This is a genomic window from Arthrobacter sp. K5 (assembly GCF_040448525.1).
Classification (GTDB): domain Bacteria; phylum Actinomycetota; class Actinomycetes; order Actinomycetales; family Micrococcaceae; genus Arthrobacter; species Arthrobacter globiformis.
Genome location: NZ_CP159279.1, coordinates 4,607,454 through 4,626,163 on the forward strand (window position 1 = coordinate 4,607,454; position 18,710 = coordinate 4,626,163).

At 67.9% G+C, this 18,710-nt stretch carries 12 protein-coding genes; 9 read left to right on the forward strand and 3 right to left on the reverse strand.

The features are described 5' to 3' along the window. Nucleotides 1–40: 40 nt before the first annotated feature. The 8 genes from glmU (at nucleotide 41) to sufU (ending at nucleotide 12,156) form a co-directional block, all read left to right on the forward strand. Nucleotides 41–1,531: a bifunctional UDP-N-acetylglucosamine diphosphorylase/glucosamine-1-phosphate N-acetyltransferase GlmU gene (gene glmU / locus ABRP34_RS21005; RefSeq protein WP_043418445.1), complete on the forward strand. Its 1,491-nt coding sequence runs from the start codon at nucleotides 41–43 to the stop codon at nucleotides 1,529–1,531. Between the two features lie 5 nt (nucleotides 1,532–1,536). Beyond that, nucleotides 1,537–2,517: a ribose-phosphate diphosphokinase gene (locus ABRP34_RS21010; RefSeq protein WP_003801047.1), complete on the forward strand. Its 981-nt coding sequence runs from the start codon at nucleotides 1,537–1,539 to the stop codon at nucleotides 2,515–2,517. A 348-nt stretch (nucleotides 2,518–2,865) separates the two neighbouring features. Beyond that, on the forward strand, nucleotides 2,866–3,474 hold the full coding sequence (locus ABRP34_RS21015; RefSeq protein ID WP_003801049.1) for a 50S ribosomal protein L25/general stress protein Ctc: 609 nt from the start codon (nucleotides 2,866–2,868) through the stop codon (nucleotides 3,472–3,474). 120 nt (nucleotides 3,475–3,594) lie between these two features. Then, the gene (gene pth / locus ABRP34_RS21020; protein ID WP_353711654.1) at nucleotides 3,595–4,179 is read left to right on the forward strand and encodes an aminoacyl-tRNA hydrolase; all 585 of its coding nucleotides are present in this window, start codon (nucleotides 3,595–3,597) and stop codon (nucleotides 4,177–4,179) included. Nucleotides 4,180–4,352: 173 nt separating this feature from the next. After that, on the forward strand, nucleotides 4,353–7,091 hold the full coding sequence (locus ABRP34_RS21025; protein ID WP_353711655.1) for a LuxR C-terminal-related transcriptional regulator: 2,739 nt from the start codon (nucleotides 4,353–4,355) through the stop codon (nucleotides 7,089–7,091). Next, the gene (locus ABRP34_RS21030) at nucleotides 7,069–9,834 is read left to right on the forward strand and encodes a LuxR C-terminal-related transcriptional regulator (RefSeq protein ID WP_353711656.1); all 2,766 of its coding nucleotides are present in this window, start codon (nucleotides 7,069–7,071) and stop codon (nucleotides 9,832–9,834) included. The genes ABRP34_RS21025 and ABRP34_RS21030 overlap by 23 nt, the downstream gene beginning before the upstream one ends. Before the next feature lie 515 nt (nucleotides 9,835–10,349). After that, complete coding sequence (locus ABRP34_RS21035; RefSeq protein WP_353711657.1) at nucleotides 10,350–11,675, forward strand: SufS family cysteine desulfurase; 1,326 nt, start codon at nucleotides 10,350–10,352, stop codon at nucleotides 11,673–11,675. A 31-nt stretch (nucleotides 11,676–11,706) separates the two neighbouring features. Further along, nucleotides 11,707–12,156: a Fe-S cluster assembly sulfur transfer protein SufU gene (sufU, locus tag ABRP34_RS21040; protein WP_003801910.1), complete on the forward strand. Its 450-nt coding sequence runs from the start codon at nucleotides 11,707–11,709 to the stop codon at nucleotides 12,154–12,156. A 205-nt stretch (nucleotides 12,157–12,361) separates the two neighbouring features. Here sufU and ABRP34_RS21045 read toward each other — a convergent pair whose 3' ends face one another. The 3 genes from ABRP34_RS21045 to ABRP34_RS21055 are packed head-to-tail and all read right to left on the reverse strand — an operon-like array spanning nucleotide 12,362 to nucleotide 14,646. After that, entirely contained in the window at nucleotides 12,362–12,583 is a 222-nt protein-coding gene (locus tag ABRP34_RS21045; RefSeq protein ID WP_003801911.1) for a hypothetical protein, read from the reverse strand. 4 nt (nucleotides 12,584–12,587) lie between these two features. Beyond that, on the reverse strand, nucleotides 12,588–13,085 hold the full coding sequence (locus tag ABRP34_RS21050; RefSeq protein ID WP_003801913.1) for a DUF2505 domain-containing protein: 498 nt from the start codon (nucleotides 13,083–13,085) through the stop codon (nucleotides 12,588–12,590). 37 nt (nucleotides 13,086–13,122) lie between these two features. Beyond that, nucleotides 13,123–14,646, reverse strand: coding sequence for an SDR family oxidoreductase (locus tag ABRP34_RS21055; protein WP_353713432.1), 1,524 nt, complete (start codon nucleotides 14,644–14,646; stop codon nucleotides 13,123–13,125). Nucleotides 14,647–14,958: 312 nt separating this feature from the next. Between ABRP34_RS21055 and mfd the strand changes: the two genes are divergently transcribed. Next, nucleotides 14,959–18,708, forward strand: a complete 3,750-nt coding sequence (gene mfd, locus ABRP34_RS21060) for a transcription-repair coupling factor (RefSeq protein ID WP_353711658.1) — start codon at nucleotides 14,959–14,961, stop codon at nucleotides 18,706–18,708. The last annotated feature ends 2 nt before the right edge of the window (nucleotides 18,709–18,710 follow it).

The following is an 18,710-nucleotide window of genomic DNA, read 5'->3' on the forward strand; positions in this document are numbered from 1 at the left end:
GCGGATGCAGTACACGCAACCGAGCAAGGAGAGCCCGTACGTGAGCCCCGAGAAATCCGGCCCAGCCGCCGTTATCGTCCTAGCTGCAGGTGCCGGTACCCGGATGAAATCCCGTACCCCCAAGATCCTCCACGAAATCGGCGGCCGTTCCATGGTGGGCCACGCCCTCCTGGCCGCCCGCAGCATCAGCCCCCAGCGCCTGGCCCTGGTGGTCCGGCACGAGCGCGACCGCGTCGCAGCCCACCTCACCGAACTCGATCCGGACGCCCTGATCGTGGACCAGGACGAGGTGCCAGGCACCGGACGCGCCGTCGAAGTTGCCCTCGAAGCCCTTGACGCCAAGGAGCCGGTCGCCGGGACCGTCGTGGTCACCTACGGCGATGTCCCGCTGCTCACCGGTGAAATGCTCTCCGAACTGGTGTCCACCCACGAGCGCGAGGGCAACGCGATCACGGTGCTCACCGCGATCCTGGACGACGCCACCGGTTACGGCCGCATTCTCCGCGGCGACGACGGCACCGTGACCGGTATCCGCGAGCACAAGGACGCCACCGACGCCGAGCGGGCGATCCGCGAGATCAACTCCGGCATCTACGCCTTTGACGCTGCCGTCCTCCGGGACGCCCTCCGCCACGTCACCACCGACAACTCGCAGGGCGAAAAGTACCTGACCGACGTCCTCGGGCTCGCCCGCGAGGCGGGCGGCCGTGTGGCCGCCGTCGTCACCGCCGACCGCTGGCAGGTGGAAGGCGCCAACGACCGCGTCCAGCTCGCCGCCCTCGGCGCGGAGCACAACCGCCGGATCGTGGAAGCCTGGATGCGGGCCGGTGTTACCGTCGTCGACCCCGCCACCACCTGGATCGACTCCACGGTGACCCTGGCGGAGGACGTCCGGATCCTGCCCAACACCCAGCTGCACGGCGCCACCACGGTGGCGCGTGACGCCGTCGTCGGCCCCGACTCCACGCTGACGGATGTCAGCATCGGGGAGGGCGCCAAGGTGACCCGCACCCACGGTTCCGGCGCGGAGATCGGCGCGGGAGCCAGCGTTGGACCGTTCACCTACCTGCGCCCGGGAACGGTCCTGGGCGAGACGGGCAAGATCGGCGCGTTCTACGAAACCAAGAACGTCAGGATCGGCCGCGGTTCCAAGCTGTCCCACCTGGGCTACGCCGGGGACGCCGAAATCGGCGAGGACACCAACATCGGCTGCGGCAACATCACCGCGAACTACGACGGCGAGAAGAAACACCGCACGGTGATCGGCTCGGGCGTGCGCACCGGCTCCAACACAGTATTCGTCGCTCCGGTCACGGTGGGGGACGGTGCCTACAGCGGCGCCGGAGCCGTGATCCGCAAAGACGTGCCCGCCGGTGCCCTGGCGCTGTCCATGGCAGCGCAGCGCAACGCCGAAGGCTGGGTCGCCGCCAACCGTCCCGGCACGCTGTCCGCGGAACTGGCAGCAGCCGCCGCCGCCCGCGAAGGCCGCACTGATTCCTCAAATTCCCCCGCATCTACAGAAGAGGGCTAGCAACCATGACCGAAATTACGGCTCACGGCGAGAAGAAACTGGTGCTCGCCGCAGGGCGTGCACACCCGGAGCTTGCCCGGGAGATCGCCAAGGAGCTGGGCACGGAACTGCTGCCTGTGGACGCCTACGACTTCGCCAACGGCGAGATCTACGTCCGCGCCGGGGAGAGCGTCCGCGGAACCGACGCCTTCGTCATCCAGGCGCACCCCGCACCGCTGAACAACTGGCTCATGGAACAGCTGATCATGATTGATTCGCTGAAGCGTGCCTCCGCCAAGCGGATCACCGTGGTGTCGCCGTTCTACCCTTACTCGCGCCAGGACAAGAAGGGCCGCGGCCGCGAGCCGATCTCCGCCCGTCTCGTGGCCGACATGTACAAGACGGCCGGCGCCGACCGCATCATGAGCGTGGACCTGCACACCTCCCAGATCCAGGGCTTCTTCGACGGGCCGGTGGACCACCTCATGGCCATTCCGCTGCTGGCGGACTACATCCGCACCCGCGTCAGCGCCGACAACATCACCGTGGTCTCGCCGGACACCGGCCGCGTGCGCGTGGCCGAACAGTGGGCCGAACGCCTCGGCGGCGCGCCCCTGGCGTTCGTCCACAAGAGCCGCGACCTGACCGTGCCCAACCAGGCCGTGTCCAAGACCGTGGTGGGCCAGATCGAGGGCCGCACCTGTGTGCTCATCGACGACATGATCGACACCGGCGGAACCATCTCGGGCGCCGTTCAGGTGCTCAAGAACGCCGGCGCCAAGGACGTCATCATCGCCGCCACGCACGCTGTCTTCTCCGATCCCGCCGCCCGGCGCCTTTCCGAGTCCGGCGCCCGTGAAGTGGTGGTCACCAACACGCTGCCCATCACCGCCGACAAGCGTTTCCCCGAGCTCACCGTGCTGTCCATCGCGCCGCTGATCGCCCGGGCCATCCGCGAAGTGTTCGACGACGGATCCGTCACCAGCCTTTTCGACGGCAACGCCTAACGGCGTTGCCGGGCCCACGCCGGCCGGGTTCCCTGGGCGAGCTTGCGAGCTTAGGGGGCTGGTGGATGGGCCCACGCCGGCAGGGTTCCCTGGGCGAGCTTGCGAGCTTAGGGGGCCGGTGGGGACGTTTTCAGTAAACGGGCCGGGCACTGGTAAGCTACTTCCCGATACCTTGGCGAGGGAGAGCACCTCCGGAACACCGTATGCACGGAACACCGGACTGCTGGTCTCCGTTATCGACTGGGTCTGAATCACCCTTCTGGTGGGGCCGCCTTCGGGCCGCCCGGCGTTGAAGGTCACTCCAGACCTCCGCCCTTGCTGAACCAACATATCCACCAGGAGATTCACATGTCTGAGCAGAAGCTCGCAGCAGAAGCACGCACCGAATTCGGCAAGGGCTTCGCCCGCCGCGCCCGCGCCGCCGGCCAGATCCCCGCCGTGATCTACGGCCACGGCGCTGAGCCCATCCACATCACCCTGCCGGCCAAGGCCACCACCCTCGCGGTGCGCACCGCCAACGCCCTGCTGTCCCTCGACCTCAACGGTGAAGGCCACCTGGCCCTCGTCAAGGACGTCCAGCGCGACCCGATCAAGCAGATCATCGAGCACATCGACCTCCTGACCGTGCGCTCGGGCGAGAAGGTCACCGTGGACGTTCCCGTGCACGTCGTGGGCGAAACCGCTCCCGGCACCGTGCACAACCTCGAACTCACCGTCGTCTCCCTCGAGGCAGAGGCAACCCACCTGCCCGAGTCCGTCGAGGTGAACATCGAGGGCCGCGCCGCCGGCGAGCACATCCACGCCTCCGACCTCGTGCTCCCCAAGGGCTCCGTCCTGCTGGCCGACGCCGAGGCCCTGGTCGTCAACATCTCCGAGGCCACGGCACAGGCCGAAGAAGGCGAAGCAGAGGAAGCCGCAGCAGAAGCTGCTCCGGCCGAAGAGGCTGCTGCCGAGTAATTCGGGCACAAACCCTTTCCGCGTTGCACGCAGCGCGGATCAGTGGCCGGGTCCTTTTCGGGCCCGGCCACTGCCGTCCCCGCCCCATTTGCGGGCCCACCCCCGCCTTAGGATTGATTCATGACTGACACCTGGCTGATCGTAGGCCTTGGCAACCCCGGACCCGAGTACAGCGGCAACCGGCACAACGTCGGCCAAATGGTGCTCGACGGGCTGGCCGGGCGCATTGGCGGCAAGTTCAAGGCACACAAGGCCAGGGCCGCCGTCCTTGAAGGCCGTCTGGGGATCGGCGGCCCCCGCGTGGTGCTGGCCAAGCCCGGTACCTACATGAACGTCTCCGGCGGTCCGGTGTCGGCGCTCGCCAGGTTTTACGACGTCGAGCCCTCCCGCGTGGTGGCCGTCCATGACGAGATCGACATTCCCTTTAATACTGTGAAGCTGAAGATCGGCGGCGGTGAGGGAGGGCACAACGGCCTCCGGGACATCTCCAAGGCCCTCGCCACCAAGGATTACCTCCGCGTCCGGGTGGGAGTCGGCCGGCCACCGGGCCGGATGGACACCGCCGACTACGTGCTGCGGGACTTCGGCACCGCCGAAAGGAAGGAACTGCCCTTCCTGCTCGATGACGCCGCCGACGCCGTCGAGCTCCTGGTCAGGGAGGGCCTGACGGCCGCGCAGCAGCAGTTCCATACCGCCAAGGTGTAGCACAGCCGGTCACGCCTTCCCCTCCCCGCCGCGCGAACCTCAAGGTCGCATCAAGGTCTGCGAAATGTGAACGCAGTGCCCTATATCCCTGCAAAGTAACGGGGTAGTCTACTTTCTAAGCGGGGGAGGCGATGGAGCCTTTATCCTGCCGGGCGGGATGTAAGGAAAAGTTCATGTCAATTGAGCCACTGAGCTGGGGACGTGGGTCTACGGCGGGCGTGCTGGCGGGACCGGTGGGCGTCGCGGGCGGAACGGACCTCCAACGATGGTCGGTTCCGGCGCGCAGCGCAGACCTTGAAGCCATCCGCACTGCGCTGACAGATCCCGAGTCCCTGGGCGTAGTCATCACTGGTGCCCGCGGTGTGGGGAAATCCTCGCTCGCCCGCACCGCCGTGGCCGAACTCGGTCCCGACGTCTGGCCACTGCAACTGCGCAGCCCCCTGTCAGGTTCCCAAACCTCCTACGGCTGCCTCGCCTTCCTCCTGGCCAGGCTTCCGCAGTCCGCGCTGGCCTCCCCGACTGCCATCCTCCAGGGCATCACCTCCCTGATCCGGTCCGACGCCGCCGGCCGCGAGTGCGTCATCACCCTGGACACCACCGGCCAGATCGACGACATGAGCGCCGGTGTCATCCTGAACATCATGCTGACGCACACCGCCCGCGTCATCGCCATCGCGCCCAGCACCAGCGATCTGCCGGCGGACTTCCACTGGCTGCTCACCGACAGGCGGCTGACGGAAGTCCGGCTGGACAACCTCAACGAACTGCAGACCCGGCAGGTGCTGCTGACGCTGCTGGGCCACCGGGTCTCGGCTTCGCTGGTGAGCACCTACCACGCCATCGTGGGCGGCAATCCGCTCCTGCTCAAGGCACTCGTCACGGAGCAGCAGCAGTCGGGAAACCTCGTCCTGTCCGATTCCGTCTGGACTTTGCGGGACAGGGTGGTGCTCGACGGCGCCACCGGGCTGGATGACATCGTCCGGTCCCGCTGGACCCGGGAAGAGCCGGAAACCCGCGAGATCATCGAGATGCTGGCGTGTGCACGGCGTGTCCCGCTGGCCAGGCTGACCGAAATCTACGGCACAGCCACCGTGGCCGACATGGAGGACGCCGGGCTGCTGACCGTGGCCGACACCGGGGACCGCTGGGTCTCGCTGCGGGAACAGTACCTTGGGGACGTGGTGCGCTCCTGGCTCAGCATCTCCCGCCGTCGTGAACTGCGGACCCAGCTGCTGCGCGGCCACGAACCCGAGCTGTCCGCACTGACCCTGGAGGAACGGATCGAGTTCGCCGCCTGGACCAAGGAGTGCCAGGCCGAACTCAGCCCTGCCATGGCGGTGGCCGCGGCGGAGGCGGCCGTGCAGCTCTTTGACCCGCGGTTCGCGATCTCCTGCGTTGAAGGCATCAAGAGGACCGACGACGTCTGGGTTGAAGCGCAGCTGTACAAGGCAACGGCGTACCTGCTGCTCGACCTGCCGCTGCAGGCAATGGCCGCGCTGGAGGACATCTCCCAGGCACAGCTGAACGGGCTCGGCGAGCAGGCCTTCGCCCGCGTGGTGGCAGCCAAAACGCGGGTAATGGTCTGGCTGCCGGAGCTCTGTGACAACGTGCCGGACGAGCTGGCGGCCGCCCGGGAGAGGCTCGGCGTCGCCGGCGGAGTGGCAGCCAACTGGCCCGAACCCGTGGGTGTCGCGGCCAACGTCATCACCCTGGCCGAATTTGAATACAAGTCCTTCATCGGCGACTACGCCTCCATGATCACCGAGTTGGAGGAAGCCTCCGACCCCGCGGTCAACAAGGATCCCGGCCTGAGGATCCAGGCGGCCCTGATCCTGATGCACGCCCTGTCGGCGGTCGGCCGGGAAATGGACGCCCTCCAGCTGATGCGGCGCGTCGGCGGCCAGCTCTCGGATGCTGGGCCGCTGACCGGCCTGCGCGAACGGTTCGCGATGACGGCGTTCAACGTGCTGCTGCAGGCCGGGCAGTGGAAACGGTGCCTGGAACTCGTCGGCCCGCCCCAGGGGCAGGAAGAACGCAGGCTGGCCTACCGCACGTCTGCCACGGAACTTGCCACCGGAATCGCGTACGTATTCTCCGGCCGTGGCGCGGTAGCCCTGGATTCGCTGCTGTCCGCGGTCGCCCAGTTGGAGCTCCGCCCTGTCCTGAACATGCTGCAGGCCGCTTACGCTGCCACGGCCTTCGCCTACGCCCAGATCGGCAATGCCGGGCAGGCGCACAAGTACCTCGATAAGCTCCGCGGAGTGCGCGGGCACTGCAACTTCGGCACCCTGTTCGTCACCGAGTTCTGTGCGGACATGGCCGGGCGCTGGTTGGGGGACACCGATGCCGTGAAGCGTTTGCTCAAGGCAGCACACCGCGACATCGATGCCGGCCGCTTCACCCTGGCCGGGATCAGCCTGCTCGGCGCCACCGTGAACGGAACCGATGAGGACTTCCGCCTGATGGAGGAGGTGGCGGGCCACCGGCAGGGGACCCTCGCGGAGATCTCGCGCCTCATCGCCGTGGGCACGCGCACCAAGGACGCCAAGGTTCTCTTGGAAGGCGCGCACCTGTGTGCCGAACTGGAGCTCGACGCCGTGGAAGCGCGGTGCGTTGCGCTCGCCGTCGACTTTGCCCGCCATTCCGGCGATTCCGCCTCCGCCCGTGTTGCCCAGGCCCGGCTGGACAGCCTCACCGCTACGGTGCCTAGCCTGCCGATCGTTCCCAGCAGCGGAAGCCCGCTCCTGACCGCGCGTGAACGCCAGATCTCCCGGCTGGCCGGAAGGGGCGTATCCAACCGGGACATCGCCCTGGAGATGGGCGTATCGGTCCGAACCGTGGAGGGCCACCTGTACCAGGTCTTCACCAAGCTCGGCGTGACTTCCAGGGGTGATCTGCCTGGCCTCGTCTAACAGCTCCCCAGCAAACAGCGTTTCGGGCAACACCTCGTCCCACGGCGTCGCGTCCAATGGCCGCGGTGCCAAGGCTGACTCCGAGCGCCGGCAGCTCACCGGCCGCCGCGAAGCCATAGAGCATGTCTGCACGGTCATCCGGAGCCGAGCCAGCCAGGCGGTCTACCTGATGGCGGGCCCCGGGGTCGGCAAGACATCTGTTACGGACGCCGTGCGGGAGAAGCTGTCGGCAGAGATGACGGTGCTCCGCGTCCACGGCAGCGCCTCGCTGGCCAAGGTCCCCTACGGCGTGTTGGCGCCCTACACCTCGGGCCTCGCCCCCGAGGAAGCGGACTCGCCGGTGGCGGTGCTGCGGGCCGTCTGGGCCCACTTCCAGGAGCTAAGGGGAAGCAACGACCTGAAGGGCGGCAGCGAAACCCCCGTGCTCCTGGTGGTCGACGATGCGCACCACCTCGATGAGGCCACGGCCAGCATGGTGGTGGACATGACCTCGGCCGGTTGGGCGACAGTGCTGGCAGCCGGGCGGCCGCGGCCCGGCCTGCCCCAGGCCCTGAACCAGCTCTGGTATGACGGCCTGGCAGAACGCATCGATCTCCGGCCGCTCAACGGCGAGCAGGTCAGGGAGGTGGTGGAACACACCCTCCAGGGGACCGTTCCCGTCAGCACCGTCCAGTCGCTGTGGTCCGCCTCGGGCGGCAACCCCCTGCTCCTCGACTGCCTGCTGGGCGACGCAACAGCTTCCGGAACGCTGGTCCAGCGGAACGGGATCTGGGTGCTGCTCGGCCCCCTGCCAGCAGACGGGCCCAGGCTGTCGGACCTCGTGGTCAAGGATCTCCTCCGGCGGACGCCGGAGGAACAGGACGCCCTTAAGGTGATCGCCCTGGCGGAGCCTGTATCCCGCGGCCTGATCGAGGACGTCTGCGGTGCCGGCGTCGTGCGTTCCCTGCTGGACAACCAGGTGGTGAGCGAGTCGGCAGCGCCGCACTCCGAGCTGCGGCTCACGCATGCCATCCTGGGCGAATCGATGCGGCAACATGTTTCGGTCTCGCGGAGCCTGCAGCTGCGGCAGAAGCTTGACGCCCACCTGGACGCCGCGGCCGCAAGCGCCGAGGGCAGGCTGCGTCTGGTCGAATGGTCGCTGGAATGCGGCCTGGAGGTGTCAGACCAGGACCTGCTGGATGCAGGATTATTGGCTGCGACCACTTTCAACAACGCCGGCGCGCGCCTCATGGCCGGACACGTGCAGGCCCCGGAGCTGCAGCCCCTTGCGCTCACAATCACCGCAAGGGCCCATTTCAACGAGGGCAAGTACCGCGAGGCCGCCGAACTCCTTGACAGCTGCTGGCTTGACTTGGCGGACCGCCCGGAGGCTCCGCAGGTGCTCATGCTCAGGGCGTCATCCCACCTGGCGCTGGGAAAATCCGTGCCCGTGCTCAGGGCTGAATCGCGCCGTCTGCTCGAGGAAGCCGGGATCGCGCCGGCCGACGCCTGGCAGGACAGGATCCTTGGCCTGCTGGAGATGGCCGCCGCCGGCGACCATGAAAGCATCATGGGGGTCATCGCGGAGCTGGGAACCACGGAGCCCGACACTGCGTCGAGCGTCGAAGCAACACAGCACGCCGTGGCGCAGGCCCTGCTTGCCCAGGCGCTGGTTGCCGCCGGCCGGTCGCACCAGGCCCACGCCGCCGCGGCCGCCGCCGGCCCCTTCCTGCCCGCGCTCAGTGGCGGCCTCTACTTCTTCAACGAGTTCGTCCTGACCCGGCTGGCGCTCAGCACCCTCGCTGCCGGCAACTGGGAGTCGGCCGAACATGAACTGTCCGGATACCCGGCTGAGCGCACCGAGGGCGCTTCGACCTTCGGCGGCGGTATCCAGGCGCTGCGGGGCCTTGGGCTGTTGCGGCAGGGGCAGCTGGAACGCGCCTACCAGGTCCTCCTGCCCGCGGTCGAGGCGCTCCGGGTCAATGACCCGCTGCAGGAATTCAGGTTCGGCTCGTCGCTTGCCTTCTACGCGGCAGCACGCCTAGGCGACACCGCGCAGGCGAAGCGGCTCGAACAGGACTTTATTTCGGCCAGGCACGCCAGCGGACCTGGCTGCGACGCAGTTGCGGAAGCTTATGCGGCCGCCGCGGCCGAATACCTTGACCGAAAGGGCAGCGGGCTGGACAGGCTCCGTGAGCTTGCGGGGTCCGAGTCCGTTACGGGCCATCCAGGAACCAGGATGGAGTGCCTCATCCTTTGCTCCGATCTTGGTGAGCGGTCGCTGGCGCAGGAACTCGCCGCACTCGCCGCTACCGTTGAGGGGCGGTGGGCTGCCGGCTGGCGGCAGCTGGCCCAGGCCTGGGCCTCGGAAAACGCCGATGTCCTGATGGACACGGCCGCAGCCCTGGAGGAGGCGGGCCTGCTGAACCTGGCGCGCGAGGCGTACGCCAGGGCCGGTGCCCTGCTGGACGAAGCAGGGGAGCGGCGACGCGCCCGCCAGGCGATCGCGCACCGGGAGAAATGCGATCAGGAGCTGGGCGAGCGGTTCCGGGAGAGCCCGTTCGTTGCCTCCGTCCCCAGTGTCCACCTGACCCGCCGAGAGCGGGACATCGTGGAGCTGGCCGTGCAGGGCCTCTCCGACCGCGAGATCGCCCAGCAGCTGATGGTGTCCGTGCGGACCGTCGAGGGGCACTTGTACCGCAGCTACGTCAAGCTCGGCGTCCGCCGGCGCGACGAGCTCGCGCTCGCCCTCCCGAAGAAGTAGCCCTTCCCAAGAAGTGGCGCCTCCGAAGAAGTAGCGCTTTCCCCAAAGATGTTTTTTTGGCCCGCCGGGCAAATTCCGCGCGGTTCCGCGGCGGACATCGCTACCTGCGGGAACCAGTAGTTAAGTACTCAGAAAAACGAGTACATGATACTGGTGCCGCGGGCGCCGGTACGCGATTAACTAATAGTGGCAGCGGAAGCAGGGCTGATCTCCCCCCGAAGCTGCCACCAGATTTTCCAGGTCTCGCACCAGATTTCCGGTCCCTCGGGGCCGGGTAAGGCGGGGCCGGCGACGTCAGAGCCTTCTGAGACCGAGGCTCTCCCCCCAGCCGTCGCCGGTCCTTACAACTACCAGTCGAGTAGTACGCCGGAGCATCGGCATCGCAGGGAGCGGCCCGCACAGACGAGGGCCGCCCTTAGTGTGTATGGGCTCCGGGAGTGCATCGCCGGCCCGTGCTGCCGGCAAAGGTGCTGTGGGACAATTGAGAGGTACCTCAAGGCACCCAAGGAGTCCCATTGGCCGTAGTATCAACGCCAACCACGCTGACGCGTGCCCTTTCTGCGATGGACCATGCCGAGGTCCTGCGGATCCGCAACGACTTTCCCGTGCTGAACCAGACGGTCAACGGCCGCCCGCTCATCTATCTGGATTCGGGTGCCACGTCGCAGAATCCGCTGAGCGTGATCGAGGCGGAACAGGAATTCTACGAGCAGCGGAACGCTGCCGTGCACCGCGGCGCCCACCACCTTGCCGTCGAGGCCACCGAGGTGTTCGAGGACGCCCGGCAGACCGTCGCCGACTTTGTCGGGGCCGCCTATGAGGAGATCGTCTGGACCTCCAACGCCACCGAGGGCCTCAACGTCATCAGCTACGCGCTGTCGAACGCTGCCCTGTGGGCAGCCCAGGGACGCGGCGACGCCAGGCTGCGGGACCTGGCCCTCGGGCCGGGCGATGAAATCGTGGTCACCGAAATGGAGCACCACGCCAACCTGATTCCCTGGCAGGAACTGGCCTACCGGACCGGTGCCACGCTGCGGCACATCCCGCTGGACGACGCCGGGGTGCTGCGGATGGATGAGGCAGCGGAAATCGTGGGGGAGCGCACCAGGCTGCTGGCGTTCACCCACGCCTCGAACGTGCTGGGCACCATCAACCCGGTCAGCGACCTTGTGGCCCTCGCCCGGCGGGCAGGCGCCCTCGTAGTGCTGGATGCGTGCCAGTCGGCACCGCACCTTGCCCTGGACGTCAAGCAGCTGGATGTCGACTTCGCCGTGTTTTCCGGCCACAAGATGCTAGGACCCACCGGCGTCGGAGTGCTGTACGGCAAGCAGGAGCTCCTGGACGTGCTCCCGCCGGTCCAGACCGGCGGTTCCATGATCACCACCGTGACCATGGAACGCGCAGAGTACCTCCCCGCGCCGCAGCGGTTCGAGGCCGGGACCCAGAAAATTTCCCAGGCAGTGGCCCTTGCCGCGGCGGTCAACTATCTGACGGAAACCGGCATCGACAGGGTGCACCGCTGGGAGTCCGGGCTCGGCCAGCGAATGGTGGCAGGCCTGGAAGCCATCGACGGAATCCGCGTGCTGGGACCGGCCGCAGGCCAGGACCGCATCGGCCTGGCGGCCTTTGACGTTGCCGGTGTCCACGCGCACGACGTCGGCCAGTTCCTTGACGCGCGGGGCATCGCGGTCCGCGTGGGCCACCACTGCGCGCAGCCGCTGCACCGGCGCCTGGGCCTGACGGCCACCACCCGGGCCAGCGCCTACTTGTACAACACCACCGACGACGTGGACGAATTCCTGGACGCCGTGTCCGGCGTCCGCGCCTACTTCCGGGCCTAGGGCCCGGACCCCCGACGACAGGTACCCCACCATGAGCCTCGACCAGCTTTACCAGCAGATCATCCTGGACCACTCCAAGGCCCGGCATGGCAGCGGATTGGCAGAAACGGCTGCCCCGGACGGCGCGTCCACGGGGCAGTCACACCAGCTCAACCCCGTGTGCGGCGACGAGGTCACCCTGCGCGTGGCCGTTGACCACGGCACGGTCACGCAGCTGGCGTGGGACGGGGCCGGCTGCTCGATCTCCATGGCCTCGGCCTCCGTGCTGAGCGAGCTGGCCGAGGGCATGACAGTGGACGAACTCCGCTCGGTGATCGGGAACTTCCGCGAGGTCCTGCGCTCCCGCGGGAAAATCCCTGCCGACCCGGAAATCCTGGGCGATGCCGCCGCCTTCGAGGGCGTGGCCCGCTACGCGGCGAGGGTAAAGTGCGCCATGATTTCCTGGGTTGCGGCCGAGGACGCGCTGAACCAGGCAGCCTGACCGCACCTCACTATCCGTCCTGCCCGGACGTTTAACCGTCCTGCCCGGACGCGGCGGTACTGCCTTTTGCGCCGGCCAGACCTCCCGGCGCACCACGCGCCCCCAGCCTATCCGGCTGGCGAAGGCCCGCTGGTGGTTGTCGAAACCCTGGGTTTCGACCAGATCAACCAGCGGACCTTCTTCGGAACCGGTTAGCCGGCGCCGTTCAGCTGACGAGCGCCGCGATTCCAATGGCAGCTGTGGCGGCACCCAAAACCATGGATACCGTCACCAGGACCACGTGGACGGTGAGGAACTTCGTGGCCTTGCCAGCGGCGTCCCGTGCCCGCGGGTCCTTCATGACGCGGCGCAGGAATTGCGGCCACACCACCAGGGACCACACGCCCGAAACAACCAGGACCAGGGCAAGGAAGGCAGGGACGTCCACAGGACTAGTGGCTTTCGAGCCAGGCCTGGGCCTGCTGCGACTGGATGTTCAGCGCCTTGCCCACCATGGGCTCGGCGGCGTCGGCGATCTTGCCGCCCAGGAACGGCACGGAGGACGTGACGTTGCCTTCGAGTTCAACCCGCGTGCTGCCCGCGTCCGCCACGAGACGCTGGACCGCGGATACGTCGATCGGCGCGCCGGCGATCTTGAGCGAGATGGTGCTCTGGCGCGAACCGTCGGCTGCCGGCGCGTCCCAGTTTTCCACCTGGGTCACCTTGAGGCTCTCGCCGACGAACTTGCGGGCGATTTCCGGCAGACGCGTCGTGGGGAGGGTGCGCACAGACGTGGTGCTGAACTCTCCGGCGATGTCGCCCGCCACGGTGAAGGACTCGAGGGTGCCGCCGACGTATTCGCTGGTGTGGCGCTGGAAGTCCTCGTTCGCGAAGACTGCGGTGACGCTGTCGACGCCGTGGGGAAGGGTGGTGGATGCACTCAGTGCCATTGATCCTCCGTCGTTGTGGGGTCAGAACGCTTTTTGCTCACCACATCCTACGGGGTTGGCCGTGCTTCCCCGGCACCGGGACCTCCGGCACCGGCTCTGCGACGCCGGATTTCTCCTCGGCCGCCAGCCTCCGGGCCGCCGCGGTAATGTTGCGGGACATGGCCGGGAAGATGATGCTGTGGAACGGAAGGACGGCCAGCCAGTAGAGCCGCCCGCTGAGTCCCTTGGGGAAGAAAATCGCCCGCTGGCTGTAACGGCTTCCGGTGCCGTCAGGCTCCACGCAGAGCTCCAGCCAGGCGCGTCCGGGGGCCCGCATTTCGGCCCGTAGCCGCAGCAGGCGGCCGCGCTCGATCCGTTCCACGCGCCACCAGTCCACCACTTCACCGGCCACCAGATGGTGCGGATGCCGCCGTCCGCGGAGCAGGCCGGCCCCGCCTGAGAGCTTGTCCAGCCAGCCGCGGACGCTCCAGGCCAGGGGGAGCGAGTACCAGCCGTTGCGGCCGCCGATCCCCTCGATGATTGTCCACACGTGCGACGGGTCCACGTCGCTGGCGAAGGTCCGCTCGTCGACGTACACCCTGTGCCCGGCCCAGCCGGGGTCGCTCGGCAGTGGGTCGGCATCGGCGCCGGCGTTTGCCCAGATGGTTTCCACCTGGCCGTCGCGTTCCTTGCCGAGCGCCAGGGCCACGGCCCTGCGGTAGCCGGTCAGGCCGCCGTCGGGCTGTTTGATGTAGGTGTCGATGTCGTGTTCGGCCGAGACCGCGTCGTGCTGCAGGGACTGGACCAACGGCACGGACATGGACAGCGGAATCGGGGTCACCAGGGCAACCCACAATCCGGCCAGCCTGGGTGCCGGCACCGGCAGTGCCAGGACCGGCCGCGTGGGCAGGCCCGCCTCGGCTGCGTACTCCTTCATCATGCCGGCGTACGTCAGGACGTCCCGGGAGCCGATGTCGAAGGTGCGGTTGAGGGGTTCCGTCAGTGCGGCGGCTCCGACGAGGTAGTAGAGCACGTCCCGGACGGCGATGGCTTCGATCCGGTTTCGGACCCAGCTGGGTGCCGGCATGAGGGGCAGGGTTTCGGCGAGGTGGCGGATCATTTCGAACGACGCCGAGCCGGAACCGATCACCACCCCGGCCTGGAACACGATGGCGTCGACCGGGCCGGAAAGAAATACCTCGCCCACCGCCTCGCGGGAGCGCATATGCGTTGACAGTGCCGTGTTGCGCGGGTGCAGGCCGCCCAAATAGACGATCCGCCGGACCGAGGCAGCCGCGGCGGCACCGGCCACAAGCTCGGCCATGGCCTTTTCCTTGGCTTCGAAACCGGAGCCTGCTGCCATGGAATGGACCAGGTAATAGAGGACGTCGACCCCCTGCAGGGCTTCCTGCAGTGCCGAGGAGTCGTCGAGGCTGCTGCGGACCACCTCCACGTCGTCGAACCACGGCACGCCGGTGATTTTCTCCGGGGACCTTACGAGCACCTTGACGCGGTGGCCGGCGTCCAGCAGCCGGGGGACCAGCCGCCCGCCGATGTACCCTGTGGCGCCCGTAACGAGCACCGTCCGGGCGTCGGGGGTGCTGCCGCCTCCTGTCGTGCCGCCGTTGCTGCTGTCATTTCCGCTGCTGTCATTTCCGGTCTGGTCGCTCACGGGAGTCTCCTTGGGGGCGGCGGTATGGCTGTGCTGATCCGCTGGCTTGGCTGATCTTCGGGCTGTGCCGAACTTCACCTGCTCAGCAAGCTTAGCAATGCGGCACAGGGACCCGGATGCTGCCGGTGTGCCCTCAGGGGTAGGCTGGAGGCCCCGGCATTCGCAAGAATCTCGGCTTTTCGTGTTGCCTGCGTTCGATTGAGATTCCAGGAGATCCTGCCCATGAGCTCCAAAGGCCTGAGCCCCAAAGGCCAGCCCGCCAATGGCTTGCCCCTCAACGGCCTGCGCCGTGTCCTTCATGCGGACAGGACGTTCGCCCGCGTGCAGTCCGAGGCGGGGAGGAGCTTCAGCGTCCGCAGCGAGGACTACCAGATCAGCGCCCCGGCAGGCCTGCGGCCCGTTCTCCTGGCGGAGATGGCGGACGGCCTGCTGAACGCTGCGGGAAACGGGGGCTCCGCCGCTGACCACGCCGCACCGGGTGTTGTCCTGGCCGTCACCGCTACGGGACGCGAGGCCGAGGATCTTGCCGCCGCGCTCCGCGCCTACTTGCCCGCCAACGCCGTGGCTGAGTTCCCCAGCTGGGAAACCCTCCCGCACGAGCGGCTTTCCCCGCGCTCGGACACGGTGGGCCGCCGGCTGTCGGTCCTGCGGCGCCTTGCTCACCCCGAAGACTCAGCCCATCAGGGTGACGCTGCCCATGGGGAAAACGCAGCGCACCCGGAAAACGCAGCGGGACCCCTCCGGGTGGTGGTGGCCCCCGTACGTGCCGTGCTCCAGCCGATCGTGGCCGGCCTGGGGGACCTGGTTCCGGTGACGCTGAAGGTCGGCCAGGAGGCGCCCTTCAGCAGTGTCGTCAAGAACCTTGCAGACGCCGCCTACGCCCGCGTGGACATGGTAACCCGCCGTGGCGAGTTCGCTGTCCGCGGCGGCATGCTGGACGTTTTCCCGCCCACCGAGGACCATCCCATCCGGGTGGAGTTCTTCGGCGATGAGGTGGACCAGATGCGCTGGTTCGCCGTCGCCGACCAGCGCTCGCTGTCCTCGCCCGGCCTGCATCACCCCACCGAACTCCATGCCCCGCCCTGCCGCGAAATTCTTATCACGCCCTCGGTGATGTCCCGGGCAGCGACGCTGAAGTCCCAGCTTCCCGCGGCTGCCGACATGCTGGAGAAGATCGCTGGCGGCATTGCCGTGGAAGGCATGGAATCGTTGGCGCCTGTCCTCGTGGACGCCATGGTCCCGTTCATGGAACAGCTGCCCGCGGGTTCCATCTCGGTGGTCATCGAACCGGAGAAGGTCCGCACCCGTGCGCACGACCTCGCGGCCACCAACGAGGAGTTCCTGGAAGCCGCGTGGTCCACGGCCTCCGACGGCGGAACCGCGCCACTGGATCTGAGCTCGCAGGCGTCGGCGGCCCTGCACTCCGCCAGTTTCCGCTCGCTCGCCGAGACCCGCTCCGCGGCCCTCGGGAACGAGGTGTCCTGGTGGTCCATCACGTCGCTGGCCACGGACGAGGAACTGACACCGGACATCGACGTGCTCAACCTCCACGCCCGTGAACCGCGCGGTTACCAGGGCGACGTCGCGGAGATGATGGACTTCATCGGCTCGCACGTGCGGGACCAGTGGCGGATCGTGGTGGCCACCGAAGGCCCGGGCCCGGCGCAGCGCCTGGCCGAACTGTTCCACGACGCCGACATCCCCTGCGCCCGGGTGGACACACTGGACCACGAACCCCAGGCGGGGATCATCGAGGTGACGACCGCCGTCGTCGGACGCGGTTTTGTCCTGGACGGACTGAAACTCGGTCTCCTGACCGAGGCCGACCTGCTCGGCCGCACCTCCGCAGGCTCCACGAAGGACATGCGCCGCATGCCCTCCAAGCGGCGGAACGCCGTGGATCCGCTGCAGCTGGTGGCCGGGGACCATGTGGTGCACGAGCAGCACGGCATCGGCCGGTTCGTGGAGCTCATCCAGCGCAAGGTGGCCGGCGGCGGGGACGGCGTGCGCGAGTACCTGGTGCTGGAATACGCGCCGTCGAAGCGCGGGGCTCCGGGGGACCGGCTGTTTGTGCCCACCGACCAGCTGGACCAGGTGACCCGCTACGTCGGCGGCGACACCCCCGTGCTCAGCAAGATGGGCGGGGCGGACTGGGCCAGCACCAAGTCCAAGGCGCGCCGGGCGGTCAAGGAAATCGCCGGCGAGCTCATCCGGCTTTACTCGGCCCGGATGGCGTCGCGCGGCCATGCGTTCGCCCCGGACACGCCGTGGCAGCGCGAGCTGGAGGAGGCCTTCCCGTACGTGGAGACCCCGGACCAGCTCACCACCATCAACGAGGTCAAGGCCGACATGGAGCGGGAGATCCCCATGGACCGGCTGGTCTCCGGCGACGTCGGCTACGGCAAGACCGAGATCGCCGTCCGCGCCGCCTTCAAGGCCGTGCAGGACGGCAAGCAGGTGGCGGTGCTGGTGCCCACCACCCTCCTCGCGCAGCAGCACTACGAGACGTTCACTGAGCGGTTCTCCGGGTTCCCGCTGCGCGTGAAGCCGCTGTCCAGGTTCCAGGCGTCCAAGGAGGCCAAGGAAACCGCCGAGGGCGTGAAGAACGGCTCCGTGGACGTGGTGATCGGCACGCACCGGCTGCTGTCCAAGGACTTTGAGTTCAAGGACCTGGGCCTGGTGATCGTGGACGAGGAGCAGCGCTTCGGCGTCGAACACAAGGAAGCGCTGAAGAAGATGCGCACCAACGTGGACGTCCTGGCCATGAGCGCCACCCCGATCCCGCGTACGCTCGAAATGTCGCTGACCGGCATCCGCGAAACGTCCACCCTGGCCACCCCGCCGGAGGAGCGCCATCCCGTGCTCACCTATGTGGGGCCGTACACGGACAAGCAGACCTCCGCCGCCATCCGCCGTGAGCTGATGCGCGAGGGCCAGGTGTTCTTCGTCCACAACCGCGTGTCCACGATCGAAAAGACCGCGGCCAAAATCCGTGAACTCGTCCCCGAAGCCAGGGTCGAGGTGGCTCACGGCAAGATGTCCGAGAGCCGGCTGGAGCAGATCATCGTGGACTTCTGGGAGAAACGCTTCGACGTCCTGGTGTGCACCACGATCATCGAAACCGGCCTGGACATCTCCAACGCCAACACCCTGATCGTGGACGGCGCGGACAAGTACGGCCTGTCGCAGCTCCACCAGCTGCGCGGGCGCGTGGGCCGAGGACGCGAACGGGCCTACGCCTACTTCCTCTACCCCTCCGAGAAGCCGCTCGGCGAGGTGGCGCTGGAACGGCTCAAGGCCGTGGCCACCCACAACGAGCTCGGCGCGGGCATGCAGCTGGCCATGAAGGACCTGGAAATCCGCGGCGCCGGCAACCTGCTGGGCGGTGAACAGTCGGGCCACATCCAGGGCGTCGGCTTCGACCTCTACATCCGGCTGGTGGGCGAAGCCGTGGCCGAATACCGCGGTGAAGCCGAGGAGAAGGCCGCCGAGATGAAGATCGAGCTGCCGGTCAACGCGCACCTGCCGCACGACTACGTCCCGGGCGAACGGCTGCGGCTGGAGGCCTACCGGAAGCTGGCGTCCGCCGTCACGAACGAGGCGATCGACGAGGTCCTCGCCGAGCTCGTGGACCGCTACGGTGAGCCGCCGCTGCCCGCCCAGAACCTGGTCGCCGTCGCGCGCTTCCGGGTGGGTGCCCGCGAAGCCGGGCTCTCCGACGTCGCCCTGCAGGGAAACTTCATCCGGTTCTCCCCGGCCCAGCTGCCCGAATCGAAGACCATGCGGCTCAACCGCATGTACCCGGGCGCGCAGTCCAAGCCCGCCCTCGACGCCGTGCTCATCCCCAAGCCGAAAACGGCAAGGATCGGCGGCCGCGACCTGCAGGACGCCGAAATCCTGGAATGGGCCGACGGCGTCATCCGCAACATCTTCGCCGACGCCCCGGTCCCGCTCGAAGCCACCAAGGGCTAGCC

Coding starts and splice junctions, on each gene's coding strand:
- ABRP34_RS21010 (WP_003801047.1), top strand. CDS start 1,537: ATGACCGAAATTACGGCTCACGGCGAGAAGAAACTGGTGCTCGCCGCA.
- ABRP34_RS21015 (WP_003801049.1), top strand. CDS start 2,866: ATGTCTGAGCAGAAGCTCGCAGCAGAAGCACGCACCGAATTCGGCAAG.
- pth (WP_353711654.1), top strand. CDS start 3,595: ATGACTGACACCTGGCTGATCGTAGGCCTTGGCAACCCCGGACCCGAG.
- ABRP34_RS21025 (WP_353711655.1), top strand. CDS start 4,353: ATGTCAATTGAGCCACTGAGCTGGGGACGTGGGTCTACGGCGGGCGTG.
- sufU (WP_003801910.1), top strand. CDS start 11,707: ATGAGCCTCGACCAGCTTTACCAGCAGATCATCCTGGACCACTCCAAG.
- ABRP34_RS21050 (WP_003801913.1), bottom strand. CDS start 13,085: ATGGCACTGAGTGCATCCACCACCCTTCCCCACGGCGTCGACAGCGTC.
- mfd (WP_353711658.1), top strand. CDS start 14,959: ATGAGCTCCAAAGGCCTGAGCCCCAAAGGCCAGCCCGCCAATGGCTTG.